Source organism: Sphaerimonospora sp. CA-214678 (genome assembly GCF_050942215.1).
GTDB lineage: Bacteria > Actinomycetota > Actinomycetes > Streptosporangiales > Streptosporangiaceae > Sphaerimonospora.
Map to the genome: position 1 here is coordinate 1,281,293 of NZ_CP192056.1, position 26,552 is coordinate 1,307,844.

The following is a 26,552-nucleotide window of genomic DNA, read 5'->3' on the forward strand; positions in this document are numbered from 1 at the left end:
ATGGCTGTGTCCGGTGACGGAACAGCCTACGATGTCTATGGGGAAGTGTTGTGTCTGTCCTCACACCCCGGCGGACCGCCCGGGGTAGACCTGCGAGGAGCTCTACTAACAGTGCCAGCCATTCTCGACAAGATCCTTCGCGCCGGCGAAGGCAAGACTCTGCGGAAGCTCAAGCGGATCGCCGAGCAGGTCAACTCCATTGAAGAGGACTTCAAGAGCCTGTCGGACGCCGAGCTCCGTGCGCTGACCGACGAGTACAAGCAGCGCCACGCCGACGGCGAGTCCCTCGACGACCTGTTGCCTGAGGCGTTCGCGACCGTACGCGAGGCCGCCCGCCGAGTGCTCGGGCAGCGCCACTTCGATGTGCAGCTCATGGGCGGCGCCAGCCTGCACATGGGCAACATCTCGGAGATGAAGACCGGTGAGGGCAAGACCCTCACCTGTACTCTCCCGAGCTACCTCAACGCCCTGTCCGGCAAGGGCGTCCACATCGTCACGGTCAACGACTACCTGGCCAGGCGCGACGCCGAGACCATGGGCCGGGTGCACCGCTTCCTCGGCCTCGAGGTCGGCGTGATCCTGGCGAACATGCCGCCGGACGAGCGTCGCAGGCAGTACAACGCGGACATCACGTACGGCACGAACAACGAGTTCGGCTTCGACTACCTGCGTGACAACATGGCCTGGTCCATGGAGGAGTGCGTCCAGCGCGGCCACAACTACGCGATCGTCGACGAGGTCGACTCCATCCTCATCGACGAGGCACGTACCCCGCTGATCATCTCCGGCCCCGGCGAGCAGTCCGGCAAGTGGTACACGGAGTTCGCCAAGATCGTGCCGAGGCTGCGCCGCGGCACCGAGGGCAAGGACGGCGAGGAGAGCACCGGCGACTACGTCGTCGACGAGAAGAAGCGCACGATCGGCATCCTCGAGGCCGGTGTCGAGAAGGTCGAGGACTGGCTCGGCATCGACAACCTGTACAAGCCCGAGCACACCCACCTCGTCCAGTTCCTCAACAACGCGATCAAGGCGAAGGAACTGTTCAAGAAGGACAAGGACTACATCGTCGTCGACGGCGAGGTCCTGATCGTCGACGAGTTCACCGGGCGCGTCCTGCACGGCCGTCGCTACAACGAGGGCATGCACCAGGCCATCGAGGCCAAGGAAAGCGTGAAGATCAAGGACGAGAACCAGACTCTCGCCACGATCACCCTGCAGAACTACTTCCGCCTGTACGAAAAGCTCGCCGGAATGACCGGTACGGCCACCACCGAGGCCAACGAGTTCCACCAGACCTACAAGCTCGGCGTGGTCCCGATCCCGACCAACCGGCCGATGATCCGCAAGGACCAGGCCGACGTGGTCTACAAGACCGAGGACGCCAAGTTCCAGGCCTGCGTCGAGGACATCAAGGAGCGGCACGAGAAGGGCCAGCCGGTCCTGGTCGGCACCACCAGCGTGGAGAAGTCCGAGAAGCTCTCCCGGATGCTCAAGCGCCAGGGCGTGCCGCACGAGGTGCTGAACGCGAAGAACCACGCGCGAGAGGCCACGATCGTCGCCGAGGCCGGCCGTAAGGGCCAGGTCACCGTCGCGACGAACATGGCGGGCCGCGGCACCGACATCATGCTGGGCGGCAACCCCGAGTTCCGCGCCGACCTGGAGCTGCAGCAGCGCGGACTGTCTCCGTCGGAGACCCCGGAGGAGTACGAGCAGGCCTGGCCCGAGGCGCTGGAGAAGGCCAAGGAGGCCGTCAAGACCGAACACGAGGAGGTCATCGAGGCAGGCGGGCTCTATGTGCTCGGCACCGAGCGGCATGAGTCCCGGCGCATCGACAACCAGCTGCGCGGCCGCTCCGGCCGTCAGGGCGACCCGGGTGAGTCCCGGTTCTACCTGTCACTCGAAGACGACCTGATGAGGCTGTTCAACTCCGCCAGGGTCGAAATGATCATGACCCGGCTCAACATCCCGGACGACGTGCCGATCGAGTCGGGCATCGTGTCCAAGGCCATCGCCTCCGCCCAGCACCAGGTCGAGCAGCAGAACTTCGAGATCCGCAAGAACGTCCTCAAGTACGACGAGGTCATGAACCGGCAGCGCACGGTGATCTACGCCGAGCGTCGCAAGGTGCTGGAGGGCGCCGACCTGCAGGAGCAGGTGCACGTCTTCCTCAAGGACGTCATCGACGACTACGTCAGGGGCGCCACCAGCGAGGGCTTCGCCGAGGAGTGGGACCTCGACAAGCTGTGGAAGGCGTTCGGCCAGCTCTACCCGATCTCGTTCACGGTCGAGGAGCTCATCGAGGACGCGGGCGGCGAGCGGGAGGACCTGTCCGGCGACTTCATCGCGGAGAAGGTCAAGGCCGACGCGCTCGAGGCGTACGGCAGGCGTGAGGAGCAGCTCGGCTCCGAGGCGATGCGCGAGCTGGAGCGCCGGGTCATTCTCTCGGTGCTCGACCGCAAGTGGCGCGAGCATCTCTACGAGATGGACTACCTCCAGGAGGGCATCGGCATGCGCGCCTATGCCCAGAAGGACCCGCTGATCGAGTATCAGCGCGAGGGCTACGACATGTTCTCCGCGATGCTCGACGGCATCAAGGAGGAGTCGGTCGGCTACCTGTTCAACCTCGAGGTCGAGGTGCAGGCCAACCCAATCGTCGAGGAGAACACCGAAGAGGACTCGGCGGTCGCGCAGGCCGGTTCGATCATCGCGCAGGCGTTGCGCAGGCCGTCCCGGCCGACCGAGATGGTCTACAGCGCGCCGGGCGAGACCGGTGACGTCGAGGTCAACCGGGTGCGCTCCACGCCGGAGCAGCGTGCCGCCTACGGCAACACCGAGCGCAACGCGCCCTGCCCGTGCGGTTCGGGGAAGAAGTTCAAGCGCTGCCACGGCGATCCCAGGAACGCCAACGCGTAAGCGAACGGCGAATCCCCGCCGGGTCGGCCCCGGCGGGGATTCGCCGTTCCCGGGTGGCGCTGCCGTCAGGCGGTCTCGAACTCCGTGACCAGCCACTGCACGCCGGACCGCTCCAGGCGCAGCGCGAGCACCCGATTGCGGGTCCCGCAGTTGACGAGCAGGCACATCTCCGCCACGCCGTCGCGGGGCCACTGCACGTGCGGCGGCCCCACCATCGGTGGACGCTCGGCGTGGATCATCTTCCCGGCGCGGACCAGCTCGCGGTAGGCCCGCTCGGACAGCTTGTCCTGCACGGTCTGCACCGGCCGCCGGCCCGTGAGAACCTCCGCCATGGCCTGGCCGAGGCAGCGCAGGTGCCGCTCACCGGGCCGGGTTCCCCGGATGCCCCGAGTCCTCCTGACTCTCCCGGTCTCCCGGAGGTCCCCGGTTACCCGAGCCTCTCTGACGCCCTGGGGTTCCCCGGCGGATCGGGCGTCCCCGGCCCACTGCGCCGCCGCGCGTGATCCCGGTCTCTGCCGCGGTCCCGGCGACGTGGGGGCGCGTCGCGCCGCCGCTTCCGTCGTGGCCTTTCCCACGGCGCCGGGGGCGGTTTCCGATGTCCCCGGCGCCGCGGCCGACGGGGACGTGCGGGCCAGCGCGAGCGATCCGTACGTGATGGGTTCGCCGCCTGCGGCGGCGCCGTCCGCCGCCTCGCGTTCGTCGTCGTACGGCGGATCCGCCGGGGGCACGGGCATGATCCTGGGCAGCGCGGTCCTGGGCCGCGGGGTCGGCTTGGGCATGGAGACTCCCTGGTGGTCGTCGGGGGGCGTCGTCAGGGGGACGATCTGCTGCCTAATAGAGGTTTCGGCTCGCCCTCCTGATACATCCCACGCCAACTTTGCCGAATGGCGTGTCCTTATCTCCCTATTCCATAGGAAAGGTTCCCGGCGGTTGGCGGGATCTGGTTTACTTCGGCCGAATTCCTATCGCGTGAGGAAATGAATTCCGGACCGGCCGGAAAGACCGGTCGAGAGGATGGACCGTGCGGTCAGCCGCGGGAGCGGGTGACGGAGTCCGTCGGCTCTCCGGAATCGACATCGGGCTCAGGCTCGCGGCCCGGCGTCATGATGTTCAATTTCTTGATCAGGAAACTGAACACGAAGTAGTAGACGAAGAAGTACGCGACTCCGATCAGCATGATGAGCGGGAAGTCGTGCGTGTTCTCCTTGGTCGCGTTCAGCCCGGCGTCGATCGCGCCGGCGGAGAACCCGAAGCCGAGCCGTCCGCCGAGGCCCGCGACCAGGGCCATCGAGACGCCGGTGAGCAGCGCGTGCACCGCGAACAGGACCGGGGCGACGAAGATGAACGCGAACTCGATCGGCTCGGTGATGCCGGTGACGAAGGAGACGAGCGCCGCTGAGAGCATGATGCCGCCGACGGCGGCCCGCCGGTGCGGGGGAGCGGCGCGCCACATGGCCAGGGCGGCGGCCGGCAGGCCGAACATCATGACCGGGAAGAACCCCGCCATGAACGCCCCCGCGCCCTCCTGCCCGGCGAAATAGCACCACATGTCGCCTGTCGTATGGACGGAGCCGATGTCGCACCCCGGCACCGTGTACCAGACGATCGAGTTGACGAAGTGGTGCAGGCCGAAGGGGATGAGCGCCCGGTTGACCACGCCGTATATCCCGGCGCCCTCGGTCGAATGGCGGGCGAGCCAGTCGCCGAACTCGCTGAGCCCCTGGCCGAGAGGCGGCCAGATCAGGCCGAAGATCACGCCGAGGACCAGGGCCGCCAGGGCGGTGACGAGCGGAACGAACCGGCGGCCGCCGAAGAAGGCCAGCCAGGCGGGCAGCCTGATCCGGTGGTAGCGCTGCCAGAGCAGGGCGGTGACCAGGCCGATCAGGATGCCGCCGAGCACGCCGGTGGGGTTGGCCGACGCGAGGTTCAGCGCCTCGGAGAGCCGGCCCTCCTTGTCGGCGACGGTGTGCAGCACCTTCTCGCGGATGGCGGAGTCGGCCGAGGTGTCGAAGAACATCAGGTGAGTGACCCGGTCCCAGACCAGATAGCCGACGACGGCCGCGAGGGCGGTCGAGCCGTCGGCACGCCGGGCGAAGCCGACCGCCACCCCCACGGCGAACAGCAGCGGCAGCGCGTCGAACAGCGCGTCGCCGGCCCCGCCCACGATGTGCGCGATCTTGTCCAGGGTCGGATCGTCCGTACGGCCCAGCAGGTCGTCCTCGCCCACGCGCAGGAGGACGGCGGCGGCGGGCAGCGCCGCGATCGGCAGCATGAGCGACCGGCCGATGCGAGACAGCACGGCCATCACCGGAGACTGCCGCCGCTCGGGGGCGGCGGGGAGCCCGGCGTCGGCCGAGGTGGGGCTCATCGATGTTCCTCCAGCGGGGGGAAACAGGGAGGAGGATCGTCAACCGCGCCTGGTCGGGATTTCGAGGAGCGTCCGGAGTTGGTAGCGGTCGGCGCGGTAGGTGGAGACCCCGAGTTCGGCGCACACACCGCCGGCGAAGGAACGGCGCTGCAGCAGCAGCACCGGTCCGCCCCTGGGCAACTTAAGCAGGTCGGCGTCGTCCGGGTCGGCGATTCCGCCGTCGATCGTGAGCTCCCCGGCGTCCATCACGAGCCCGTAGCGCGATTCGAGCAGCGCGTACAGGGACCGCCCGGTCAGGTCGTAGGCGTCGAGGTCGGGCGCGAGCGTCACCGGGATGTGGGCGCGCTCGATGCTGAGCGGTTCCCCGTCCGCCGTGCGCAGCCGTTCGATGAAGTGCACGGCGTCCCCCGGCTGGATGCCGAGCTGCCGGGCGAGATGCGCGCTGGCCCGGACCACGCGCCGATCCAGGTCCCGGGAGCCCGGTTCCATGCCGCGCGCCCGCATGTCGTCCGTGAACGAGGTGAGCTGGAGGGCCAGCTCGATCTTCGGACGGGCGACGAATGTGCCCTTGCCCGGGACCCGGTGCAGCCGTCCCTCGGACACGAGGTGGTCGACGGCCTGCCGTACCGTCATCCGGGACAGGCCGTAGCGCTGGCACAGGTCGCGCTCGGAGGGAATCGCGGCCCCGATCGGCAGCTCGTCGCTCTCGATGAGATCGAGCAGGATCTCTCGAAGCTGGAAGTATTTGGGCACCGGGCTGTCCGGGTCGATCTGAGCCATGGCCGCCTCCTCTCGATCCGCGTCATCGCGATGAGTTATCGTTCGTACTGGTCTAGTCCGGACTAGACCACATACTGGAAATATGTGTCAATGTATGGACCGGAGACGGATCCGTAACGGCCTCGCGAGGCGAAGGAAGACCATCTGATGACTACCAGGATGCGCGGTGAGATCGCCGAGCAGCCCGCGGCCATCCGTGCCACGCTCGACGCCCTGCTACCCAGGACCGGGGAGGTCGAGGCGCTCGCGCGAGGCACCCGTCATGTGCTGTTCGTGGCCCGGGGGACCTCCGACAACGCGGCGGTCTACGGCCGCTACCTGATCGAGGCGCGGGCGGGTCGCCTCGCGGCGCTCGGCGCCCCCTCGATCGCGACGACGTACCGGCGCAGGCTGGACCTCGACGGCGTGCTCGCCGTGGGGCTGTCCCAGTCGGGCCGGACCGAGGAGATCGTCGAGACCCTGCAGTGGGCGCGCGACTGCGGCGCGAAGACCGTGGCGATCACCAACGGCGGGGAGTCGTCGCCGTTGGCCCAGACGGCGGATCTCGCGCTGTGCACGCTGGCGGGCGAGGAGAAGGCCGTCCCCGCGACCAAGACGTACACGACCCAGCTCGCCGCGCTGGCCGTGCTGGCCATCGGGCTCGGGGCCGATGTCGACCCCGGCGACCTGCGGCGGGTCCCGGACGCGGTCGAGAAGCTGATCTCCGATCCGGGTGACCTGGAGGCGGTCGTCGAGGGTCTCGCGGGCAAGCCGGGCGTGGTCGTCTCCGGCCGCGGCCTGGTGTTCTCGACCGCGCTGGAGCTCGCGCTCAAGCTCAAGGAGGCGTGCTATCTGCACGCCATGGGGCTGTCGTACGCGGACCTGCTGCACGGCCCGATCGCGGTCGTCGACGAGGACACCCCCGCGATCCTGGTGGCGGCGGGGGAGGGGCCCACGCTCGCGGGCACCATCTCGCTGGCCGAGCGGGTGACCGAAGCCGGAGCCTCGGCCTTCGGCGTGGGCGGCGGCACCGGGCTGGCCGGCGCCTCGACCGCCGCGCTCAACGGTCCCGATCTGCCGGAGTGGGTGGCGCCGCTCGGACTCATCGTTCCGGGGCAGTTGCTCACCGAGGCGCTCGCGCGCAGGCTCGGCATCGACCCCGACTCGCCTCGCGGTCTGAAGAAGGTGACCCAGACCGACTGAGCCGGGCGCATCCTCCGTCTCGGGGGCGGATGATCTGTTGGCCGGGGGTACGGGCAGCAGGACATGATTTGCCGGAGACGACCCAGAACCGATGGAGGACCCATGGCCGCAGACGCCGAGGCGATCGTCGCCGGACTCGGTGGCACCGAGAACATCATCGAGGTGGAGCCGTGCATCACCCGGCTGCGTACCGAGGTGCGTGACGCCTCGAAGGTCGACCGGGCCGCGCTCCGGGCGGCAGGCGTCCACGGCGTGATGGCGGCGGGCAACGTCGTGCAGGTCGTGGTGGGCCCGGAGGCCGACACGATCGCCAGCGACATCGAGGACATCGTCGGCTGAGGGGCGGGGCTGGATCGCGAGGGACCGGGCGCAGGATTGAACGGACAGGGAGAGCGGGCCGGATGGGCCGGACGTTCCAGATGTGCCGGATGCTCCGGCAAAAGGCGCTCCGTTGACGACGGTTCTCGCCCCGGTGGCGGGGGCGGCCATCGGCCTGGCCGCCGTGTCTGATCTGGTCTTCTCCCAGGCCATGGTGGGACCGGGGACGGCGATCGATCCCGACCGGCGGGCGGGCCACGCCGTGGCCCCGATCAGCGGCACGATCGTGAAACTGCATCCGCACGCCTACATCGTGGCGGGGGACGACGGCAAAGGGGTGCTGGTGCATCTCGGCATCGACACCGTGCAGCTCAGGGGCGAGGGGTTCGCGCTCCTGGCCGCGGAGGGCGATCGGGTCCTGGCCGGCCAGCCCGTGGTGGCCTGGGATCCGGCGGCGGTCGAGGCGGGGGGCCGCTCTCCGGTCTGCCCCGTCGTGGCCCTGGACGCCGAGGACGGGACGGTGGGCGAGATGGCCGAGGGCCGGGTGGGCGCCGGGGATCCGCTGTTCCGGTGGTCATGACGACGGTGTGCCGGTAGGACGGGCTCCTCGGCTGGGACGGGCCATCGGGTTGGGACGGAGTCCATCGGTTGGGACCGGCCATCGGTTGGGACGGGGGCCCGGTGGCCGTCACGCCGGTTCGGCCGGTCGTGACGGACCGGCGTCGGCAGTGTTGACTGGCTCTGACGTAATCACCGAGGATCTGGCCCATCTGACGAAGGAGGAAGCGTGGCAGAGCGTAAGGTGACTGTCACCTCCGAGGCGGGGCTGCACGCCCGCCCGGCGGCGACGTTCGTGCAGACGGCGGCGAAGGCGCCGTTCGATATCACGATCGCCAAGGCGGACGGCCCGCCGGTGAACGCGAAGAGCATCCTCGCCGTGCTCTCGCTCGACGTCGAGCAGGGCGATTTCATCGTCGTCGCCGCGGAGGGCGATGGCGCCGATGAGCTGCTCGACGAGTTGGTCGAGATCGTGTCGGCGTCCTGAACTCCGACGCCGCCGCCCCGGCGGATCCCCCACCCCATCCCACCCCATCCCACCCCATCCCACCCCCGTGATCTTGCGAATTCTCGCACGGAAGCCCCCTGACCTGCGCACATTCCTTGCGTGATCTTGCAAATCCGTGCAGACGAGCCGCTGACCTGCGCCGCTGCTTCAGCTGATCTTGCAGGTGGCGGGAGTCGCTGCCGGGACGGCGAGACGCGCCGGGTTATCCACAGACAGGAGGTTGAGCGGCAAGGATGTGACTCGCGCGGCTACGGTGAACAGCGTGTCACGATTTGCGAAAGCGGCCGGACCGGCCGAAGTCGGGTCCAGAGGGGCAGGACCACTCAGGAGGGCGCGCGGGGCCTTCGGGGCCTCGGGTGCCAGAGGCGGCGCGAGAGCCGGTCGCGCCGTCGTCCTGGGCCTGTCGGTGGTGCTCGCGATGGGGTGCTCGGCCAGTTGGTCGGCGCGGTCCGGCAGCACCGAGGCCGCCCGGTCTCCGTACGCCTCCGTGCCGCGGAGCGCCCCGGCCGCGGAGGCGTCTCCTGCTCCGGGCACCTCCGCTGCCGCCGCAGGTCCTACGGGCGCCGGGCCCCAGGACAGTGGGACACAGGACAGTGGGACACAGAATGGTGAGCCGTCGGGGGCGATCGCCCGGGAGACGCTCGCCGCGATGAGCCTGGAGGACAAGGTCGGGCAGCTCTTCTTCGCCGTCGTGTACGGCTCGCACGCCGGTTCCTCCAGCGACGAGAATCGGGCGAGGTACGGCGTCGCGACTCCGGCCGAGGTGGTCGCCAAATATCGGCCGGGCGGCGTGATCCTCTTTCCCTGGGCGGGCAACGTCTCCACCGCCCGTCAGGTCGCCGCGCTCACCACGGGACTGCGCAAGGCGTCGAAGACCCCCCTGGTGATCGGGGTCGATCAGGAGAACGGCACCGTGTCCCGGCTCGGCTCGGTGATCACGAAGCTGCCCGGCGCCGGTGCCATCGGGGCCACCGGGAACCCCGCCATCGCCCGTGACACGGCCCGGGTCACCGGGAAGGAACTGCGGGCCCTCGGCATCCTGCTCGACTTCGCCCCGGTCGCAGATGTCAACGTCAACCCCCGCAACCCGGTGATCGGCCCTCGGGCCTACGGATCCGATCCGCGGAGGGTCGCGGCCATGGTGGGCGCGGCCGTGGACGGGTTCCACGCCGCCGGAGTCGCCTCGGTCGCCAAGCACTTCCCCGGTCACGGGGACACGACGGTCGACAGCCACACGGGTCTTCCCGTGATCAAGCATTCCAAGGCACTGTGGCGACGCCTCGACGCCCCGCCGTTCCGTACGGCGATCGAACACGGCGTCGACGCGATCATGACGGCGCATGTGGTCATGCCGGAGCTCGATCCGTCCGGTGATCCGGCGACCCTGTCGAAGCCGATCCTGACCGGCCTGCTCCGCGGGGAGCTGGGTTTCGACGGCGTGATCACCACTGACGCGCTCGACATGGCGGGGGTGCGCAAGAGGTACGGCGACGCCGAGGTGGCGGTGCGCGCGGTTCTGGCCGGTGCCGACGTCCTGCTCATGCCACCGAATCTGCCCAAGGCGTACAACGCGGTGCTCAAGGCGGTGGAGTCCGGGCGGATCACCGAGAAGCGGCTCGACGAGTCGGTGCTGCGCATCCTTCGGCTGAAGCAGAGGCGCGGCGTGTTCGCGGTCACGCGCACCGATCCGCGGGCGGTGAAGTCCGCCGAGCACCTCAAGATCGCCAGAAGGCTGACCGGGCGCTTGGCAGCGAAACCCTGATCATGACGCTGAGTCGTCCGTGGGATTAGCGTGATCCTCCGCCTATATTGGATGAGCGTCAAAGGGGGGTACGGTGCTCAAGGGCGTCCTGATCGACTGGGCCGGTGTGCTCACGACGAGCATGGTCGACTCCATCGCCGAGTGGATGGAGGCCGACCGCATCGACTCCCGGCACTACCGCGAGGTGATGCGCCGGCTGTTCCAGCAGGCGTACGAAGGCGGGTTCGGGCCGGGAACGGAGAATCCGATCCACGCGCTGGAGCGCGGCGAGATTCCGGCCGCCGAGTTCGAGCGGGACCTCGCGGCCCGTCTGCTGACCGTGGACGGTGCGCGGCCCGAGGCGGACGGCCTGCTCACCCGGATGTTCGCCGGGTTCCGGCCGGTCGAGGAGATGCACGAGATGCTCAGGCTGGCCCGCGCGGCCGGGCTGAACACCTGCCTGGTGTCCAATTCCTGGGCCAACGAATATCCCCGCGACCGCTGGGACGGGCTGTTCGACGCCGTCGTGATCTCGGGTGAGGTCGGCATGCGCAAGCCGGAGCCGCGCATCTTCCTGCACGCGTTGGGGCTGCTCGCGCTGGAGGCCGCGCAGTGCGTGTTCATCGACGACATCGAGGCGAACATCCAGGCCGCCTCTGGCCTCGGCCTCGTCGGGATCCACCACACGGACCCGCCGGCCACCATCACCGAGATGGAGCGGCTCTTCGACATGCGATTCCGGTCGGCATGACACGGCCCGGTTCTTCGAACCCGCATCCCCGGCGGCCCTAAGGTGGGAATCTGGTCCTCCGGGGGTCTTCGCCCTCCGGACATCGTGAGTCGAGGAACGCATGCGCGTGTATTTGCCGTGCACGCTCTCCGCGCTGGCCGAGCTGGCCGCCGCGAGAGAGCTGGGACCCGCCCCGCTGACCGGTTACGCGGTCACGCCCGCGTTGGTGGAGTGGTACGTCTCGGGTGACACAGAGGAACTGGAGTACGTCGCGCTGACCGAGGCGGCCCGGGCCTCGCTGCGCATGTTGGCGGCCGAGCGGGCCGAGGGGATCAAGACCGTCGGTCGCCGGGTCGTCATCGCGGCCGAGGTGCCGGACGACCTGGTCAAGGTCGGTACGGATCTGGAGGACCGCGGGCGGGTGCGGCTGCTCGACCCGGTGCCTCTGGCGAAGCTCGCCTCCGTCCATGTGGACGACCTCGGTGCCGTGCCGGACGTGGAGGCCGCGATGGCGGCGCTTCCCGCCGCGGACACCGGCGACGACGACGCGCGGTTCGTGGTGGACGGCGCGGAGGACCACGAGCTCATGTGGTACGCCACCCAGGAAATCCCCGATCTCCTCAACTGACGCCCGGCGTTCATGGAAATGTCAGCGGCCACGGTTAGGCTCAAGGGCGATATGAGACACATAGTTTGGGACTGGAACGGCACGCTCTTCCACGACATCGACGCGGTCGTCGGAGCGACCAACGAGATCTTCCAGCCGTACGGGCTGGGGCCGTACGACGTGGAGGGCTTCCGGGAGGTTTACACCCGGCCGATCTGGGTGGCGTACGAACGCATGCTCGGCCGGCCGCTCAGGGACGGGGAGTGGGAGACCCTCGACCTCGGCTTCCACGAGAACTACCATCGCTTGATGGAGGCCTGCCAGCTCGCCGAGGGCGCCCTGTCCAGCCTCCGTGCCTGGGAGGACGCGGGGCGCACGCAGTCGCTGCTGTCGATGTGGGCGCACGAGCGCCTGGTGGGCAAGGTCGGCGATCTCGGCATCGACGGGCACTTCGTCCGGGTCGACGGGCTGCGCTCCGTGTCCGGCGGCCCGAAGGCCGAGCACATGGTCGAGCACCTGAAGGCGCTCGACCTGGATCCGGAGAAGGTGGTCGTCATCGGCGACAGCGTGGACGACGCGCACGCGGCACAGCACGTCGGCGCCCGCGCGATCCTCTACACCGGTGGCATGAGCAGGCGGTCTGAGCTCAAGAGCGTCGGCGTCCCGGTCGTCGACTCACTCGCCGACGCCCTCGACCTCGTCTGAGCGGCATCGCCTGATCGGCGCGGTCTGAGCGGCATGGCCTGATCGGCCCGATCCACCTGTTCGGCCTCCACGCGGAACGGAGCGGCCCGCGCTCGAAGGCATGGGCCGCTCCGCTCTGTGCGGGATGCCGGAAGATCACGGTGGCGGGGAGAGGCGGCGCTCTTCGTCGAGCAGCCAGCGGGGTTTCGCCTTCTGGGGCGGGCGATAGAGCCGCTTGACCGCTACCGCGCCGAAGGCGAACGAGGCGAAGAGGAACAGGCCCATCACCGCGTCCCACGCATCGTTCCCCGAGATCCACGTGTACGCGAGCACCACCGTCCACATCGCGAGCATGATCGCGCCGGGGAACTGGGCGAAGGGCAGGTTGCGTAACTCCTTCGGGCCGTCCTCGTCGAAGTAGCGGCCCGCCCAGGAGCTCTGCCCGTCCGCTCGGACGAACCTGGCGTGGTTGACGAAACCGAGGACCGCCAGGAGGGCGGTGGCGAGCACCGCCCACCCCGGCGCGTGCGGGTATCCCGCGGTCGCGGCGGTTGAACCGACGATCATGTCAGCCGAAGGGCTTGTTCCATTCCTTCTTGATATCCGATCCGATCGACGGTGTCCGGCCGTGCCGCGGATGCCGGTCGCGGCGTAGGCCAGGCCGTTACCGCCCCGGGGTGGGGACGGTGTGACGCGGTGGTCGCGGATCGATCCGGGAGACGTCGCGGATCCGGCGCCGCCGGCGGGAGCCGTACGCTTGGGGCGAGCCACCCCGAGCCTGGGGGCGAGCCACCCCCTACCCCTCCCGGAGGCCGCGATCAACCGCCTCGTTCTCTGGAACATCGATCTCACGCTGGTCGACGTCACGCTCGTCACCCGCGATGCCTACGCGGACGCGTTCCGAATGGTCACCGGACGGCCGCTGGTCAAGCTCACCCCGGCGATGGGCCGCCCCGACTCGGAGATCATTTTTGAGACCCTTGCCGTCAACGGCATCGCCGTCGAGGATCACCACCTGCCGAGGTTTCTCGACGCGCTGACCGTGTCGTTCGCCGACAAACACCGGCGGCTGGCGCAGGAGGGGCGGATGATGCCGGGGGCCAGGGACGCGCTCAAGGCGGTGTCCCGGCTCGACGGAGTCGTCCAGTCGGTGCTGACGGGAACGATCAAGGACAACGCGGTGCACAAGCTCGCGGCGTTCGGACTGGACAAGTGGATCGACTTCGAGGTCGGCGGTTACGGCGAGGAGGTCTACCCCAAGGCCACGCTGCTCCAGGTGGCCCAGGGCAGGGCGAAGGCCAAGTACGGCCCGGCCTTCACGGCGGGCGACACCGTGTTGATCGGCGACTCGGCACGCGACGTGCAGGCGGCGCGGATCGGCGGTGCCGGCATGATCGCGGTGGCGTCCGGCCGGTCCACGGTGGCCGAACTGCGTGAGGCGGGCGCCGACATCGTGCTGCGTGATCTGTCCAACGCGTCCGAGGTCGTCGCCGCGATCGCCCGCCTCACCACGAGCTAGGCTCTAGAAGGCCTCCCGTGATAGTAGGTTATTCAGCCGCGCGATCGCGTCCTCAGTAGAGCCGGACGATGTCGCCGGGATAGCGGTTGATGCGGGCTTCGATGGCCCGGGCGGTGCGGCGTAGCGGCTGGTGGAGGCGGCTCGGGCTGTCGGCCCAGGTCTCCGAGTCGCTGGGTACCGAGATCGCGGCGATCACCCGGCCGGTGCGGTCGCGCAACGCGGTCGCTACGCAGGAGACGCCGATCTGCCGCTCCTCGCGGTCGTACGCGAAACCGGTGCGCAGCACGTCCGCCAGCTCGGCGCGGAGCAGCGCAGGCGAGGTCCTGGTGTGTTTGGTCAGCGGGCGCAGCCCCTGTGCGATGACGTCCTCGATGACCGATTCTGGCGCGCCGGCGAGCAGAGCCTTGCCGAGGCCGGTGGCATAGAGCGGGTTGCGGGTGCCGGGACGGGTGCGAACCCGGCCCTCGACGCGGCCGATCTTCAACAGGTAGATCAGCTCAGTGTCGTCTCGGACTGCGAGATGCGCCTGGAGCCCCGTCTCGGCGACGAGACGCTCCATCGGTGCCTGAGCGTGTTCGGTGAGCGCGCGCAGCAACGGCACCTGGGCACCCACCTCGAACATCCAGATCGACAGCCGGTACTGGCCGCTGTCCGTACGCTCGACGGCGCCTGCCGCGGCCAGGCTGACCAGCAGTCGGTGGGCGTTGGATTTGGTCAGGCCTAGCAGCTCGGCGCATTGGCTGACGCCGACCTGATGGTGGCTGCGGAACAGATCGAGGACCTTAAACGCCTTCAACACGGTGAGTGACGGACTTGTGCTCATGCTCCATCCGTTCCCGCCCATCCGAAGGCGACCACGAAGAGTAACGACCAAGCCGAAATTGGCGTTCTGTTGCGGAGAAACTACCACTCGTGTCTCGGATTGCAATACGTCGACGTGTACAAGCATCCGGAATTGGCGCAGGATCCCTGCCTAACAGCGAGCCGCAGGCGGATGGTGAAGGGAACCGGATGTACAAAAGTGTCAATCGTGTTACGCGAAGGGTGTCACCCAGCGTGCGCGACCGGCTTGGGCGGATCGACACTGCGACGCTCTCCGATGCCATGGGCCGTCACGGAGCGATGTCGCACCGGATGCGGCCACTCGATATCGACCGCAGGCTCGTGGGCACCGCGGTGACCGTGCACTGCCCGGCCGGCGACAACCTGATGGTGCACAAGGCACTGCAACTCGGCGAACCCGGCGATGTGCTGGTCGTGGACACCGGTGGCACGTACGACGCCACGGTCATCGGCCGCAACATGGCGCTCTTCGCGCATCGGATGGGCTTCGTCGGTGCGGTGATCGACGGCAGCGTGCGTGACCGCTCTGGGATCATGGCGATCCCGTTCCCGGTCTTCTGCATGGGCATCGTGCCCCGGTCCGCGGTCAAGCAGTCGCTCGGCTCGGTCAACGTGCCGGTCTCCTGCGCCGGCGTGGTCGTCTCCCCAGGCGACGTGGTGGTGGGCGACGAGGACGGTGTCGTCGTGGTGCCGCTGGAGATCGCCGAGCAGGTCGCCGACGCCGCCGAGGAGCGGTTGCGGATGGAGGACCAGCAGATGGCGGATGTCCAGGACGAGGACCTCCCGCTGGAGATCCTCTATGGACGGACGTGGGTCGACGAGCGGATGGAACCGGGCCGCTGCGAGCCCTTCCAGATCCCCGGAAACCTGCCGGTATGAGCGGGCGGAGCGAACCCGGGACGGCGAAGCGGGGCCGGGCCATAAGCGAGCGTATGCCGGTGGCGATCGTCGGGTCCGGCAATATCGGCACCGACCTGATGGTCAAGATCAAGCGTTCCGAGCACCTGGACCTCGTCGCGATGGTCGGGGTCGACCCTGCCTCCGAAGGTCTGGCCCGCGCCCGCCGGGCCGGTGTGCCGGCCTCGTCCGAGGGTGTCGACTGGCTGCTCGCCCAGGACCGGCCGCCCGCGCTGGTCTTCGAGGCGACCTCCGCCGCCGCGCACAAGGCCAACAGCTCCCGGTATGCGGCCGCGGGCGTGCGTGCCGTCGACCTCACCCCGGCGGCCGTCGGCCCGTTCGTGGTACCCACGGTCAACCTCGACGCCGAGCTGAACGCCCCCAACGTCAACATGGTCACCTGTGGAGGGCAGGCCACCGTGCCGATCGTCGCGGCGGTCTCCTCGGTCACGCCTGTCAGCTACGCCGAGATCGTCGCCTCGATCGCGTCGCGCTCGGCGGGGCCGGGCACCCGGGCGAACATCGACGAGTTCACCGTCACCACCGCCCGTGCGATCGAGGCGATCGGCGGTGCCGACACCGGTAAGGCGATCATCATCCTCAACCCGGTCGACCCGCCGATGATCATGCGGGACACCGTCTTCTGCGCGATCTCACCAGACGCCGACCGGGACGCCGTCGCCGCCTCGATCCACCGCATGGTCGGCGCAGTCGCCAGCTACGTGCCCGGATACCGGCTGGTCACTGAGCCGCAGTTCGACGACCCCCGGCCGGAGTGGCAGGGCCGGGCGCGGATCACCACGCTGCTGGAGGTTGAGGGGAACGGCGACTACCTGCCGCCGTACGCCGGAAACCTCGACATCATGACCGCCGCCGCCGTCCGCGTCGGCGAACGCATCGCCACCGCCCGGGATGGGGTGACACCGTGACCGACCTTGACCTGCGGATCACCGACACCACGCTGCGGGACGGCAGCCACGCGATGGGCCACCAGTTCAAGCCCGATCAGGTACGGGACACCGTGCGGGCGCTGCGCCGGGCGAACGTACCGGTGATCGAGGTGGCCCACGGCGACGGGCTCGCCGGCTCCTCGTTCAACTACGGCTTCTCCGCCACCCCGGAGCTGGAGCTGATCGACATCGCGGTCGCCGAGGCGGGTTTCGCGCTCGTCGCCGCGCTGTTGCTGCCCGGCGTCGGTACGACCGAGGAGTTGCGGGCCGCCATTGACCGGGGTGTCCGGCTGGTCCGGATTGCCACCCACTGCACCGAGGCGGACATCGCGATCCAGCACCTCGGCCTCGCCCGCGAACTGGGCGTGGAGACCGTCGGCTTTCTGATGATGTCGCACATGGCCGCGCCGGAGCGGCTGGCGCGGCAGGGCCGGATCATGGCGGACGCGGGCGCGCAGTGCGTGTACGTCGTCGACTCCGCCGGCGCGCTCCTGCCCGACGACACCACCGCCCGGGTCGCCGCGCTGGTGGACGAGCTTAACGGCGACGCGCAGGTCGGCTTCCACGGGCACAACAACCTCGCGATGGGCGTCGCCAACTCGGTCGCCGCGGTGCGCGCCGGCGCCCGACAGATCGACGGCGCTACCCGGGCCCTCGGCGCGGGCGCCGGCAACTCGCCGACCGAGGTGCTCGCCGCCGTCTTCGAGCGGCTGGGCCTGCGTACCGGCATCGACCTCGGCGCGATCCTCGACGCCGCCCAGGACGTCGTCCTCCCCTACATCGCCCGCGAGCCGGTGATGGACCGCCCGTCTATCGTCATGGGCTTCGCCGGCGTGTACTCCAGCTTCCTGCTCCACGCCGAACGGGCCGCCCACCGCTACGGCGTACCGGCCCACGAGATCCTCCGCGAGGCCGGCCGGCGGCGGTATGTCGGCGGCCAGGAGGACCTGCTGATCGACATTGCGGTCGCGCTGTCGAAGAACGGATGACAGTGCCACCACCCCCCGAAATAGAAGAGAAAGACCACCACGATGCACATCTTCCGCCGTAGATATCTGGTCACCGTCACCGCCGCCCTGCTCGCCCTCACCGCGTGCGGCGGCGGCGACACCCCCGCCACCGTCGCCGCCCCGAACGACATTGAGGGCGCCGCCAAGGACGAGGGCACCGTCATGCTCTACAGCTCCGTCGAGGAGGAGGCGACCAACGCCTTCGCCAAGGCGTTCACCGAAAAGTACGGCATCGATGTCGACGTGGTCCGGCTGACCAGCGCGCAGCTGGCGCAGCGCTTCTCCGCCGAGGCGCAGGCCGGTGCGCCTGCCGCGGACGCGTTGCTCGTCTCCCGTACCGGCTTCACCGCAGAGGGGATCAAGAACGGCTGGCTGACCCCGCTCGCCGACGCGGGCCTACCCGACTATCCGGGCTCGCTGGACCAGAAGTTCCAGCTCCCCGACGAGGGTACCGCGATCTCGATCATCCAGCCGGCGGGGATCGCGTACAACACAAAGCTTGTGCCCGCCGCGGAGGCGCCCAAGACCTGGGAGGACCTGCTCGACCCGAAGTGGAAAGGCAAGATCGCCATTGCGGACCCGGCGTCGTCGGCCTCCTACATCGGCGAATGGCTCGTGGTCGGCAAGGCCAGCGGGGCCGACTTCCTGCAGCGGTTCGGCGCCCAGGATCTCAAGAAGTACGCCAGTGGTGTTCCCGCGGCCGCCGCGGTGGCGGCCGGCGAGGCGGCGTTCTGCGTTATGGGTCTCGCCTCGCACATCGTCGACCCGAAGTCCAAGGGTGCGCCGATCGAGTTCATCGTGCCGCCGCTGACCAGTGGCGCCGAGGTCGTGCCGGGCATCGCGGCCAAGGGCAAGCACCCGAATGCCGCCCGTCTGCTCGTGCAGTACGCGCTCTCCCAGGAGGGAAGCACGACGCTCGCCGACGCGGCCGGTGCGGTCTCGCCATACGACGCCGCGAAGCTACCCGCTCAGTACATCTCGCCGGACCTCTCCTCCGCCAAGGACCAGCAGGCGACAGTTGTGAGTCAGCTGGGGCTGAGCTGATGCTGGCGCGACCCGGAGAGGTACTCCCGTGGTGATGATCGCCCCGACGGGCCCGGAGGCCGGCGCAGAGACGCCGGCTCCGGGCCAGGAACGGGCCGGACGCCGCCGTGTCACCCCGTTCACCGCTGCCGCCGCGGCGGTGGCGGTGGTCCTGGCGCTGCTGGCCACATACCCGATCCTGCGCGTGATCGCCGGTCTGTTCTTTGTAGACGGCTCCTTCACCTTCGCGCCGGTCAAGGACGTGTTCGATGTACCCGACCTCGCGCAGCTCGTCCTCAACACGCTGATCGCGGTCGTGGTCAGCGGCGTGATCGCACTCGTCATCGGCACCACGTTGGCGTGGCTCAATGAACGCACCGACGCCCGTATCACGGGTATCACCGACGCGATGCCGATGATCCCGTTCCTGCTGCCGCCGATCGCCGGCGCGGTCGGCTGGGTGCTGCTGCTCTCATCGAATGCGGGCCTGCTCAACGCGTCGATCCGGTGGCTGCTCGGCGGCGTGGGCGTAGACCTGGCGGAGGGGCCGTTCGACATCTTCTCCTGGCCCGGCCTGATCTTCGTCTACACGCTCTACCAGGTGCCGTACGTCTTCATGCTCGTCACCGGCGGACTGCGTAACATGGACTCCAGCCTCGACGAGCAGTCCCGGATCAGCGGGGCGAGCCGGTGGCGTACGCTGCTCCGGATCACGCTGCCGGCGATCCGGCCGAGCATCGGTGGCGCGATCCTGCTGATGTGCTGGCAGGGTTTCTCGCTCTACTCCGTGCCGGTCATCGTCGGGGCGGGTGCCGGCATCGACGTGCTCTCGGTGCGGATCGTCGACCTTCTCTCGTTCACGTACCCGGCGGAGACCGCCACCGCGGTCGGGCTCAGCTTCATCGTGCTCGCGTTCGTGGGCGTGATGTGGTACCTCCAGTCGCGGCTGCTGCGCAGCGGCAGGCACGCCACGGTCGGCGGCAAGGGGCAGCGCTTCGCTCGGCAGGCGCTCGGCAAGTGGAGATGGCCGGCCCGCCTGCTGATCCTTCTCTACGGCGTACTCGCCGTTGTCGCACCCGTGGTGGGGCTGCTGCTGGTCTCCTTCAACGGGTACTGGACGCCGGACATCAACTGGTCCGGACTCAGCCTCGAGTCAATCAACGAGTCGGTCTTCGGCGACTCGCAGACCCTCAACGCGGTGCAGAACAGCCTCTGGATCGCGGCCGCCGGCGCCACCATCGGCATGGTCGCCGCCGCGCTCATCGCGCTGTTGGTGATCCGCTCGCGCCACCGGGTGGTACGCGTGCTGGACGGGGCGATCAAGCTGCCGTCGGTCTTCTCACACCTGGTGATCGCGGTCGGCTTCATCCTCGCGTTCGGCGGGCCGCCGTTCTACCTCGGCGGCACGACGCTGATCCTGCTGCTCGCCTACATCAGCATCTACCTGCCGCAGGGATCGGTCGCCGCGGACGCGGCCGCCAGCCAGGTCGGCTCGGAGCTCGGTGAGGCGTCGCAGATCAGCGGCGCCGGCGGCGGGCGCACGTTCCGCAAGGTGTACCTGCCACTGATGGTGCCCGGCCTCGTCGCCGGCTGGGCATTCCTCTTCGCCCGCATGGTGGGCGACCTGACCGCCACCGCGGTCCTCGCCGGCACCAGCAACATGGTCGTCGGCTTCCGCATCCTTCAGATCTTCGAGAACGGCTCCTACGCCGAACTCGCCTCTCTCGCCATCGTCCTCACCGTCATCACCACCGTCGTGGTCGGGCTCTCGCTCGCCTTCTCCCGGTGGCAGGGGCGCTGGCAGGGCGGCAGGCGCACCCGGAGGACCCGATGACCGACGAGCAAAGCAGAGGTGAGCGCGGCATGTCCGTCGTGGCGCAGACACGACCGCACGGCACGGCTGACCCGGCGGTGCAGGCCGGAAAGACAGAAAAGACAGATTCGATCGTCCGGGTACGGGGACTGAGCAAGCGGTTCCAGCGGGCCGACGGCACTGTCATGCCCGCCGTCGACGGGGTCTCCTTCGACGTGGCCCGCGGCGAGTTCCTCGTGCTGCTCGGCCCGAGTGGATGCGGCAAGACCACGCTGCTGCGCGCGGTCGCCGGCCTGGAGACGCCCGACGAGGGCACGATCGAAATCGACGGCCAGATGGTGTACGACCACACGCGCGGACTCGTCGTGCCACCGGAAAAGCGGCGGATCGGCATGATTTTCCAGTCGTACGCACTGTGGCCGCACATGACTGTGGCGCAGAACGTGGCATACCCGCTCCAGAATCGGGCCGAGAAGCTCTCCAAGGCGCGGATCGCGGAGAAGGTCAAGCGGATCCTCGACTTCGTCCACATCGGAGACCTGGCCGGCCAGTATCCGGGCCAGATGAGCGGTGGCCAACAGCAGCGGGTCGCCCTGGCCCGCGCGCTGGTCGCCGGCAACGACCTGGTGCTCTTCGACGAACCACTGTCCAATGTCGACGCCAGGGTACGCGAGCAACTCCGTGTCGAGCTGGTCACCATGCAGCGGGAGCTGGGCTTCTCGGCCATCTACGTGACCCACGACCAGCAGGAGGCGATGGGGCTGGCACACCGGATCGCGGTCATGGGCGGCGGGCGCTTCGCCCAGCTCGACGCGCCGCGCGCCATCTACCACCAGGCGACCTCTCGCTATGTGGCCGACTTCGTCGGTACGAGCAATGAGGTGCCCGGACGGGTCAGCGCGGTCACGCCGGAGGGCGTGGTGACGGTCGACACCGCCTACGGGCCGGTCCAGGGGACGGCGGGCCCGGCGGACCTGGCGGTCGGCGACGAGGCCATCGCGCTTTTCCGCCCGGAGCGGGCAACGTTCGCCCCGGCCGGTGGCGGCTTCGTCGGCACTGTCGAGGCCGTGCTCTTCCTCGGCCCGCACACCGAGTACACCGTCCGCTGCGATGAACGGCGCTTCCGCGTCTGGAGCAACGGCCCGCAGGAGCCGGAACCCGGCGACGCCGTGTGGATCGCTGTTGCCACCGCCGACATCCGCGTCCTCAAGCCCTGATCGTCCGCAACCCTTCTACGAAGGAGCATCATGTCCGACCCCGAATACGACGTCCTCGTCGTCGGCGCGGGAAACGCCGCCTTCTCCGCCGCCCACTCCGCCCGTGAGCAGGTCGACCGGGTCTGCGTCCTGGAGAAGGCGCCGGCGGCCGAGCTGGGCGGCAACTCGTACTACACGCTCGGCTCGATGCGCGCCACGTACGGGGGGCTCGACGACCTGCGCCCGCTCCTCGACGAGCTCGACGAGCGGGAGGCGGCGACCTTCGACCTGCCGCCGTACACGGTGGACGACTTCGCGGCCGACATGCTCCGGGTGACCCGCGGCCGCACCGACCCGACCCTGATGCGGATCCTCGTGGAAGACTCCTTCCCCACCCTTCAGTGGCTGCACCGGCACGGCGTGAAGTTCAAGCTCCAGTCGGACAACCAAATCTTCGAGGTCAACGGGCGCAAGAAGTTCTGGGGCGGCGGCACCATCGCCACGGTCGGCGGCGGCATCGGTCTGATCGAGCAGCACCTGACCGAAGCCAAGTCGACCGGCATCGACGTACGGGTCGAGCACCAGATGACCGGCTTCCTGCTCGGCCCGGCCGGCGCGGTCGAGGGCGTGGTGTGCCGCACCCCGGCGGGCGAGGTGGTGATCCGGGCCAAGGCGGTCGTGCTCGCCTCCGGCGGCTTCGAGGCAGACGCCCGGTTGCGCGCCGTTCACCTCGGACCCGGCTGGGACACCGCCAAGGTCCGGGGCAGCCGCTACAACACCGGCGAAGGGCTGATGAGCGCGCTCGGGATCGGCGCCCAGGCGTACGGCAACTGGTCCGGCGCACACGCGGTCGCCTGGGACATCAATGCGGGCCCGTACGGCAACCGAGTGCTCACCAACAAGCTCCAGCGGCACTCGTACCCGTTCGGCATCACCGTCAACATCGAGGGCAGACGCTTCGTCGACGAGGGCGAGCACTTCCGCAACTACACGTACGCGAAGATCGGCTCGGCGATCCTACGACAGACCGGCGGGCTGGCTTACCAGATCTTCGACCAGCGCGGCGTCGGTTTCCTCCGCACGGACTACGGCCACGAGGGCGCGAGCCAGGTGGTCGCCGACACGATCGGCGAGCTGGCCCAGAAGCTCGGGCTCGACCCGGAGCGGCTGGAGCGGACGGTCGCTGAGTACAACGCGGCGATCGGCGAGGGCACCTTCGACCCGACCACGCTCGATGGGCTGCGTACCAACGATGTCGAGCCGCCGAAGAGCAACTGGGCACTGCCGATCGCCGAGCCGCCGTTCGTCGGCTTCCCCGTCGGCTGCGCCATCACGTTCACGTACGGCGGTATTCGCATCGACGAGGATGCCCGCGTGCTCGACCAGGGCGATCGGCCGATCCCCGGGCTGCACGCCGCCGGCGAGGTGGTCGGCGGGCTCTTCTACGAGAACTACCCCGGCGGCAGCGGGCTGATGTCCGGCGCGGTGTTCGGCCGCCGGGCCGGTGCGACCGCGGCCAGGTATGCGCGGAGCCGGGCGTGAGCCCAAAAGCCGTACCGCTCGGTGACAGTGGCGTACGGGTGCCTGGCGTCGTGCTCGGCACCGCCACGTTCGGCCTCCAATGCGATGAGCGGACCTCGCGGGACATCCTCGACCGAGCCTTCGAACGCGGCCTCACCTGGCTCGACACCTCGACCAGTTACCCGCTCGGCAGCGGCCCGGAGACCGTCGGGGTCACTGAGTCGCTGCTCGGGCGGTGGCTCGAAGGGCGCCGCGATGAGGTCTTCCTCGCCACCAAGGTCTACAACCGCACCGGACCGGCACCCTGGCAGCTGGGTCTGTCCCGATCGCACGTGATCTCTGCGGTCGAGGGGTCGCTGCACCGCCTCGGCACCGATCACATCGACCTGTTGCAGTTGCACCGGTTCGACACCGCCACGCCCCTCGATGAAACGCTGTCCGCATTGGACGCACTGGTCCACGCCGGCAAGGTGCGGTACGTCGGCTGCTGCAACTTCCTCGCGTACCAGATGGCCCAGGCCCTGACCTGGAGCGAGCTGCGGAACCTGCCCCGGCTGCGGACCGCGCAGGTGCGGTACAGCCTCGTGCGGCGAGGCGCGGAGATCGAGATGTTCCGGCTCTGCCGGGAGCAGCGGGTGGCGGTGCTCGCGTTCAATCTGCTTGCCGGCGGCATCCTCGCCGGCAAGTACGACCGCACCGCGGCCCCGCCCGGCGCGAGCCGGTTCGCCGTCGGAGCGGCTGGTCGGCGATACAAGGACCGGTACTGGAACGACGCCACCTTCTCCACTGTGGAGGCGCTGCGGGCCGTGGCCGAGAAGGTCGGCACCACGCTGGCGACGCTCGCCACCGCGTGGGCGTTCCACCAGCCCGACGTCACCGCGCCAATCATCGGGGTGAGCCGGGGTGCCCAGCTTGACACCGTCACCGACGCCCTTGATCTCAAGCTCCCCGACAAAGTGTGGGCCGAGGTAGACGCGCTGACCGCGCACCACCGCCACCAAGCCGAAGACATCGAGTTCGAGTCCAGCTGAACCTACGGAGGTACACCATGAACAGCGAATTGGAACGCGCTTTCTCTTTCCTGCGCCTCAACGAGCGGCCGAGCAAGCCGCGCATCGTCGGGCTCACCGAGATCCGCGGCCCCTACTACACCTCGTTCGGCCCCGACCACCTGCGCGACCTACTGGAGTCGGTCGGCCCGCACATCGACTCGTTCAAGTTCCCCGGCGCGTCCATGCCGCTGATGTCCGAGGAGACGCTGAAGAAGTTCATCGACGTCTGCCACGATCACAGCGTCGAGGTCTCCACCGGCGGGCTCATCGAGTTCGTGCTCACCCGCGGTCCCGACGCGGTCGAACAGTACTTCCAGGCCATTACCCGGTATGGCTTCGACATCGTCGAGATCTCCGTCGGCATGCTCGCCATCGCCCCCTCCGACTACCTGCGGCTGATCGAACGCGGGCGCAAGGCGGGCGTGAAGGTCAAGGCGGAGGTCGGCATCCAGTTCGGCGCTGGCGGCACCTCCTCGGTGGAGGAACTGGCCGCCGAGGGCACCGGCGACCCGGTGTTCGCGGTTCAGCGGGCCCGTAAGGCGTTCGACGCCGGTGCCAACTGGGTCATGCTCGAGTCCGAGGGCGTCACCGAGCAGGTGCGCACCTGGCGCACCGACGTGCCGGCCCTGTTCATCAGTGAGTTCGGTCTCGAATCCGTCATGTTCGAGGCAGCCGACCCGCCGGTCTTCGAGTGGTACGTCAAGAACTACGGCCCCGAGGTCAACGTCTTCATCGACCACAGCCAGGTCTACCAGCTCGAATGCCTGCGCTCCGGCATCTGGGGCACGAAGAGCGTCTGGGGCCGGGTCGTCAGCTACAAGGGATGACGCTGCGGCAAGCGACGCGGGCGCTGCTGCTCGCAACCGCGCTCACCCACGCGTCGTACGCCGCCGTGCGGCCGATGGCCAGCTACCGGGCCATCGAGCTGCACGCCGGCAACGCCGGCATCGGCGCGCTGTCGGCGAGCTTCTCGGTGCTGCCGCTCTTGCTCGCCTTCACTGTGGGGCGACAGGCCGACCAGTACGGCCCGGCCCGCCTGGTGGTCGCAGGCAGCGTTCTGTCCACCGTGGCCGGTGTGCTGACGGCGCTGGCCAACCACCTCGCAGTGCTGCTGGTGGCGAGCGCGTTGCTCGGGCTCGGCCAGCTGACCAGCCTCGCCGGCCAGCAGTCCGCAGTGGCCGCTGGGCGAGCCGAGGACCGGGACCGGGGCTTCGGGATCCTGACCGCGATGGCCGCGGTGGGCCAGATTGTGGGTCCGGTACTCGGCGCGCTCTGCGCCAGCCACTTCGCCGTCACCGGCGACGTGTTCTCGGCGACCGCAGGGCTGGCAGCGGCGACCGTACTGAGCGCGCTGTCGCTGCCGCTGTGCTGGTGGTTGTTCCCGGACACCACCGCTCGCGCGGAGCAACGGCCGCGCGAGCGGGTCGCGCGCGAGCTGCTGCGTATTCCGGGCATGACGCCCACGCTTGTCGCCGGTGGCCTCGTGCTCGCCGCGCTCGACCTGGTGCTGGCGTTCCTGCCGGCCTGGGCGCAGAACCGAGGGGTCTCGCTCACCACGGTCGGCCTGCTCCTCGCGCTGCGGGCAGCCGCCACGCTGCTCGTACGGCTCATCGTCGACCGGGTCGTCCACCAGGTCGGCCGCCGCATCGCGATGATCGTGTCTATCCTCGTCGCCGCCGCAGGGCTGCTGCTGCTCCCCGCCGTGCACGTCGCTGGTGCGATCGCCGTCATGCTCGCCCTCGGCGTCGGGCTGGGCGTCGCGCAGCCACTGACTATGTCGTGGGTGGCGAACGCGGTGCGCCCCGGGCGGCACGGTGCCGCGATGGGGCTTCGGCTGACCGGTAACCGGTTTGCGCAGACTGTGCTGCCGCTCGGCATTGGCGTGATCTCAACCGGCGCGGCGGGCGTGTTCGTGACGCTTGGCACGGTGCTCGCCGCGTCGTCGGCGGTGCTGCTGCGCCTACCTCCGGACCGGGGCGGCTGACCGCGTTCCCCGTCTTGATATGGGCTCGACCTGGCTACGTCCGAGGGGGGTGGCCGACTCGGCGTCGTCCTCGTCGGCGGGCGACAGGAGAGTCTTGCGGGTGATCCGCAGATGATCGATCGCCTCCTCGAGCTCACGCGGCCTCGCGGTGAGCTCGGCGATGTGGGCGCGGATCTGCTCGGCCTCGCCGTCACGTGCGTCGATCTTGTCTCATCGCAGGCTCGGATCCCGCGGGGACCCCGGACGCCGCGCCGGACCCGCCGGCGTTCGTTCGGCATGGTCCAGAATCGGCCGAAGGCGGACACCGCGATCGGTTCCGCCGCGCGGACCGCGATCGATCACCTCAGAGGCCGCC

25 protein-coding genes are annotated in these 26,552 nt (G+C 69.2%); 20 read left to right on the forward strand and 5 right to left on the reverse strand.

Features of this window, described 5'->3' with window-relative positions; translation table 11 throughout:
- The first annotated feature begins 111 nt into the window (after window positions 1-111).
- A complete protein-coding gene (gene secA, locus ACQP1K_RS06035) occupies window positions 112-2,913 on the forward strand; it encodes a preprotein translocase subunit SecA (RefSeq protein ID WP_433499877.1) in 2,802 nt (933 codons plus the stop codon).
- Window positions 2,914-2,978: 65 nt separating this feature from the next.
- On the opposite strand, the gene ACQP1K_RS06040 is transcribed toward secA, so the two are convergent.
- The 3 genes from ACQP1K_RS06040 to ACQP1K_RS06050 form a co-directional block, all read right to left on the reverse strand.
- Window positions 2,979-3,692: an Rv3235 family protein gene (locus ACQP1K_RS06040; protein WP_433499878.1), complete on the reverse strand. Its 714-nt coding sequence runs from the start codon at window positions 3,690-3,692 to the stop codon at window positions 2,979-2,981.
- 248 nt (window positions 3,693-3,940) lie between these two features.
- Window positions 3,941-5,281 carry a PTS transporter subunit EIIC gene (locus ACQP1K_RS06045; protein ID WP_433499879.1) on the reverse strand — a complete coding sequence of 447 codons (1,341 nt, stop codon included), beginning with the start codon at window positions 5,279-5,281 and terminating at the stop codon, window positions 3,941-3,943.
- Between the two features lie 39 nt (window positions 5,282-5,320).
- Window positions 5,321-6,061, reverse strand: coding sequence for a GntR family transcriptional regulator (locus ACQP1K_RS06050; RefSeq protein WP_433499880.1), 741 nt, complete (start codon window positions 6,059-6,061; stop codon window positions 5,321-5,323).
- A gap of 147 nt (window positions 6,062-6,208) precedes the next feature.
- On the opposite strand from ACQP1K_RS06050, the gene ACQP1K_RS06055 reads away from it, so the two are divergent.
- The 8 genes from ACQP1K_RS06055 to ACQP1K_RS06090 all read left to right on the forward strand — a co-directional run bounded on the left by ACQP1K_RS06055 (window position 6,209) and on the right by ACQP1K_RS06090 (window position 12,410).
- Complete coding sequence (locus ACQP1K_RS06055; RefSeq protein WP_433499881.1) at window positions 6,209-7,243, forward strand: SIS domain-containing protein; 1,035 nt, start codon at window positions 6,209-6,211, stop codon at window positions 7,241-7,243.
- Between the two features lie 102 nt (window positions 7,244-7,345).
- On the forward strand, window positions 7,346-7,582 hold the full coding sequence (locus tag ACQP1K_RS06060; protein ID WP_433499882.1) for a PTS transporter subunit EIIB: 237 nt from the start codon (window positions 7,346-7,348) through the stop codon (window positions 7,580-7,582).
- Between the two features lie 112 nt (window positions 7,583-7,694).
- On the forward strand, window positions 7,695-8,141 hold the full coding sequence (locus tag ACQP1K_RS06065; RefSeq protein ID WP_433499883.1) for a PTS sugar transporter subunit IIA: 447 nt from the start codon (window positions 7,695-7,697) through the stop codon (window positions 8,139-8,141).
- A 207-nt stretch (window positions 8,142-8,348) separates the two neighbouring features.
- The gene (locus ACQP1K_RS06070; protein WP_433499884.1) at window positions 8,349-8,606 is read left to right on the forward strand and encodes an HPr family phosphocarrier protein; all 258 of its coding nucleotides are present in this window, start codon (window positions 8,349-8,351) and stop codon (window positions 8,604-8,606) included.
- Between the two features lie 670 nt (window positions 8,607-9,276).
- The gene (gene nagZ, locus ACQP1K_RS06075; RefSeq protein WP_433499885.1) at window positions 9,277-10,389 is read left to right on the forward strand and encodes a beta-N-acetylhexosaminidase; all 1,113 of its coding nucleotides are present in this window, start codon (window positions 9,277-9,279) and stop codon (window positions 10,387-10,389) included.
- A gap of 73 nt (window positions 10,390-10,462) precedes the next feature.
- Window positions 10,463-11,119: an HAD family hydrolase gene (locus ACQP1K_RS06080; protein ID WP_433499886.1), complete on the forward strand. Its 657-nt coding sequence runs from the start codon at window positions 10,463-10,465 to the stop codon at window positions 11,117-11,119.
- Between the two features lie 100 nt (window positions 11,120-11,219).
- On the forward strand, window positions 11,220-11,726 hold the full coding sequence (locus ACQP1K_RS06085; protein ID WP_433499887.1) for a DUF6912 family protein: 507 nt from the start codon (window positions 11,220-11,222) through the stop codon (window positions 11,724-11,726).
- Window positions 11,727-11,777: 51 nt separating this feature from the next.
- Window positions 11,778-12,410 carry an HAD family hydrolase gene (locus ACQP1K_RS06090; RefSeq protein WP_433499888.1) on the forward strand — a complete coding sequence of 211 codons (633 nt, stop codon included), beginning with the start codon at window positions 11,778-11,780 and terminating at the stop codon, window positions 12,408-12,410.
- A gap of 135 nt (window positions 12,411-12,545) precedes the next feature.
- Here the strand turns inward: ACQP1K_RS06090 and ACQP1K_RS06095 are convergent, their stop codons facing one another.
- Window positions 12,546-12,956: a hypothetical protein gene (locus ACQP1K_RS06095; protein WP_433499889.1), complete on the reverse strand. Its 411-nt coding sequence runs from the start codon at window positions 12,954-12,956 to the stop codon at window positions 12,546-12,548.
- Window positions 12,957-13,206: 250 nt separating this feature from the next.
- Here ACQP1K_RS06095 and ACQP1K_RS06100 point away from each other — a divergent pair, with 250 nt between their 5' ends.
- Entirely contained in the window at window positions 13,207-13,908 is a 702-nt protein-coding gene (locus tag ACQP1K_RS06100; protein ID WP_433501496.1) for an HAD family hydrolase, read from the forward strand.
- A gap of 52 nt (window positions 13,909-13,960) precedes the next feature.
- Here the strand turns inward: ACQP1K_RS06100 and ACQP1K_RS06105 are convergent, their stop codons facing one another.
- Complete coding sequence (locus ACQP1K_RS06105; protein ID WP_433499890.1) at window positions 13,961-14,731, reverse strand: IclR family transcriptional regulator; 771 nt, start codon at window positions 14,729-14,731, stop codon at window positions 13,961-13,963.
- Between the two features lie 188 nt (window positions 14,732-14,919).
- On the opposite strand from ACQP1K_RS06105, the gene ACQP1K_RS06110 reads away from it, so the two are divergent.
- The 10 genes from ACQP1K_RS06110 to ACQP1K_RS06155 are packed head-to-tail and all read left to right on the forward strand — an operon-like array spanning window position 14,920 to window position 26,197.
- Entirely contained in the window at window positions 14,920-15,630 is a 711-nt protein-coding gene (locus tag ACQP1K_RS06110; protein WP_433499891.1) for a 4-carboxy-4-hydroxy-2-oxoadipate aldolase/oxaloacetate decarboxylase, read from the forward strand.
- On the forward strand, window positions 15,627-16,577 hold the full coding sequence (locus ACQP1K_RS06115; protein ID WP_433499892.1) for an acetaldehyde dehydrogenase (acetylating): 951 nt from the start codon (window positions 15,627-15,629) through the stop codon (window positions 16,575-16,577). The genes ACQP1K_RS06110 and ACQP1K_RS06115 overlap by 4 nt, the downstream gene beginning before the upstream one ends.
- A complete protein-coding gene (gene dmpG / locus ACQP1K_RS06120; protein ID WP_433499893.1) occupies window positions 16,574-17,587 on the forward strand; it encodes a 4-hydroxy-2-oxovalerate aldolase in 1,014 nt (337 codons plus the stop codon). Before ACQP1K_RS06115 ends, dmpG begins: the two co-directional genes overlap by 4 nt.
- Window positions 17,588-17,629: 42 nt before the next feature.
- A complete protein-coding gene (locus ACQP1K_RS06125; RefSeq protein ID WP_433499894.1) occupies window positions 17,630-18,652 on the forward strand; it encodes an ABC transporter substrate-binding protein in 1,023 nt (340 codons plus the stop codon).
- A gap of 34 nt (window positions 18,653-18,686) precedes the next feature.
- Entirely contained in the window at window positions 18,687-20,465 is a 1,779-nt protein-coding gene (locus ACQP1K_RS06130; protein WP_433499895.1) for an ABC transporter permease, read from the forward strand.
- Window positions 20,462-21,661, forward strand: a complete 1,200-nt coding sequence (locus ACQP1K_RS06135) for an ABC transporter ATP-binding protein (RefSeq protein ID WP_433499896.1) — start codon at window positions 20,462-20,464, stop codon at window positions 21,659-21,661. Before ACQP1K_RS06130 ends, ACQP1K_RS06135 begins: the two co-directional genes overlap by 4 nt.
- A gap of 30 nt (window positions 21,662-21,691) precedes the next feature.
- Window positions 21,692-23,182 (forward strand): FAD-dependent tricarballylate dehydrogenase TcuA, encoded by a 1,491-nt coding sequence (tcuA, locus tag ACQP1K_RS06140; protein WP_433499897.1) that lies wholly within the window; start codon window positions 21,692-21,694, stop codon window positions 23,180-23,182.
- Window positions 23,179-24,192, forward strand: a complete 1,014-nt coding sequence (locus ACQP1K_RS06145) for an aldo/keto reductase (RefSeq protein WP_433499898.1) — start codon at window positions 23,179-23,181, stop codon at window positions 24,190-24,192. Before tcuA ends, ACQP1K_RS06145 begins: the two co-directional genes overlap by 4 nt.
- A gap of 17 nt (window positions 24,193-24,209) precedes the next feature.
- Window positions 24,210-25,040: a phosphosulfolactate synthase gene (locus ACQP1K_RS06150; protein WP_433499899.1), complete on the forward strand. Its 831-nt coding sequence runs from the start codon at window positions 24,210-24,212 to the stop codon at window positions 25,038-25,040.
- Window positions 25,037-26,197 carry an MFS transporter gene (locus ACQP1K_RS06155; protein ID WP_433499900.1) on the forward strand — a complete coding sequence of 387 codons (1,161 nt, stop codon included), beginning with the start codon at window positions 25,037-25,039 and terminating at the stop codon, window positions 26,195-26,197. Before ACQP1K_RS06150 ends, ACQP1K_RS06155 begins: the two co-directional genes overlap by 4 nt.
- The last annotated feature ends 355 nt before the right edge of the window (window positions 26,198-26,552 follow it).

Coding starts and splice junctions, on each gene's coding strand:
- ACQP1K_RS06040 (WP_433499878.1), bottom strand. CDS start 3,692: ATGCCCAAGCCGACCCCGCGGCCCAGGACCGCGCTGCCCAGGATCATG.
- ACQP1K_RS06045 (WP_433499879.1), bottom strand. CDS start 5,281: ATGAGCCCCACCTCGGCCGACGCCGGGCTCCCCGCCGCCCCCGAGCGG.
- ACQP1K_RS06050 (WP_433499880.1), bottom strand. CDS start 6,061: ATGGCTCAGATCGACCCGGACAGCCCGGTGCCCAAATACTTCCAGCTT.
- ACQP1K_RS06055 (WP_433499881.1), top strand. CDS start 6,209: ATGACTACCAGGATGCGCGGTGAGATCGCCGAGCAGCCCGCGGCCATC.
- ACQP1K_RS06060 (WP_433499882.1), top strand. CDS start 7,346: ATGGCCGCAGACGCCGAGGCGATCGTCGCCGGACTCGGTGGCACCGAG.
- nagZ (WP_433499885.1), top strand. CDS start 9,277: ATGAGCCTGGAGGACAAGGTCGGGCAGCTCTTCTTCGCCGTCGTGTAC.
- ACQP1K_RS06085 (WP_433499887.1), top strand. CDS start 11,220: ATGCGCGTGTATTTGCCGTGCACGCTCTCCGCGCTGGCCGAGCTGGCC.
- ACQP1K_RS06090 (WP_433499888.1), top strand. CDS start 11,778: ATGAGACACATAGTTTGGGACTGGAACGGCACGCTCTTCCACGACATC.
- ACQP1K_RS06095 (WP_433499889.1), bottom strand. CDS start 12,956: ATGATCGTCGGTTCAACCGCCGCGACCGCGGGATACCCGCACGCGCCG.
- ACQP1K_RS06105 (WP_433499890.1), bottom strand. CDS start 14,731: ATGAGCACAAGTCCGTCACTCACCGTGTTGAAGGCGTTTAAGGTCCTC.
- ACQP1K_RS06110 (WP_433499891.1), top strand. CDS start 14,920: ATGTACAAAAGTGTCAATCGTGTTACGCGAAGGGTGTCACCCAGCGTG.
- ACQP1K_RS06115 (WP_433499892.1), top strand. CDS start 15,627: ATGAGCGGGCGGAGCGAACCCGGGACGGCGAAGCGGGGCCGGGCCATA.
- ACQP1K_RS06125 (WP_433499894.1), top strand. CDS start 17,630: ATGCACATCTTCCGCCGTAGATATCTGGTCACCGTCACCGCCGCCCTG.
- ACQP1K_RS06130 (WP_433499895.1), top strand. CDS start 18,687: ATGATCGCCCCGACGGGCCCGGAGGCCGGCGCAGAGACGCCGGCTCCG.
- ACQP1K_RS06135 (WP_433499896.1), top strand. CDS start 20,462: ATGACCGACGAGCAAAGCAGAGGTGAGCGCGGCATGTCCGTCGTGGCG.
- tcuA (WP_433499897.1), top strand. CDS start 21,692: ATGTCCGACCCCGAATACGACGTCCTCGTCGTCGGCGCGGGAAACGCC.
- ACQP1K_RS06150 (WP_433499899.1), top strand. CDS start 24,210: ATGAACAGCGAATTGGAACGCGCTTTCTCTTTCCTGCGCCTCAACGAG.
- ACQP1K_RS06155 (WP_433499900.1), top strand. CDS start 25,037: ATGACGCTGCGGCAAGCGACGCGGGCGCTGCTGCTCGCAACCGCGCTC.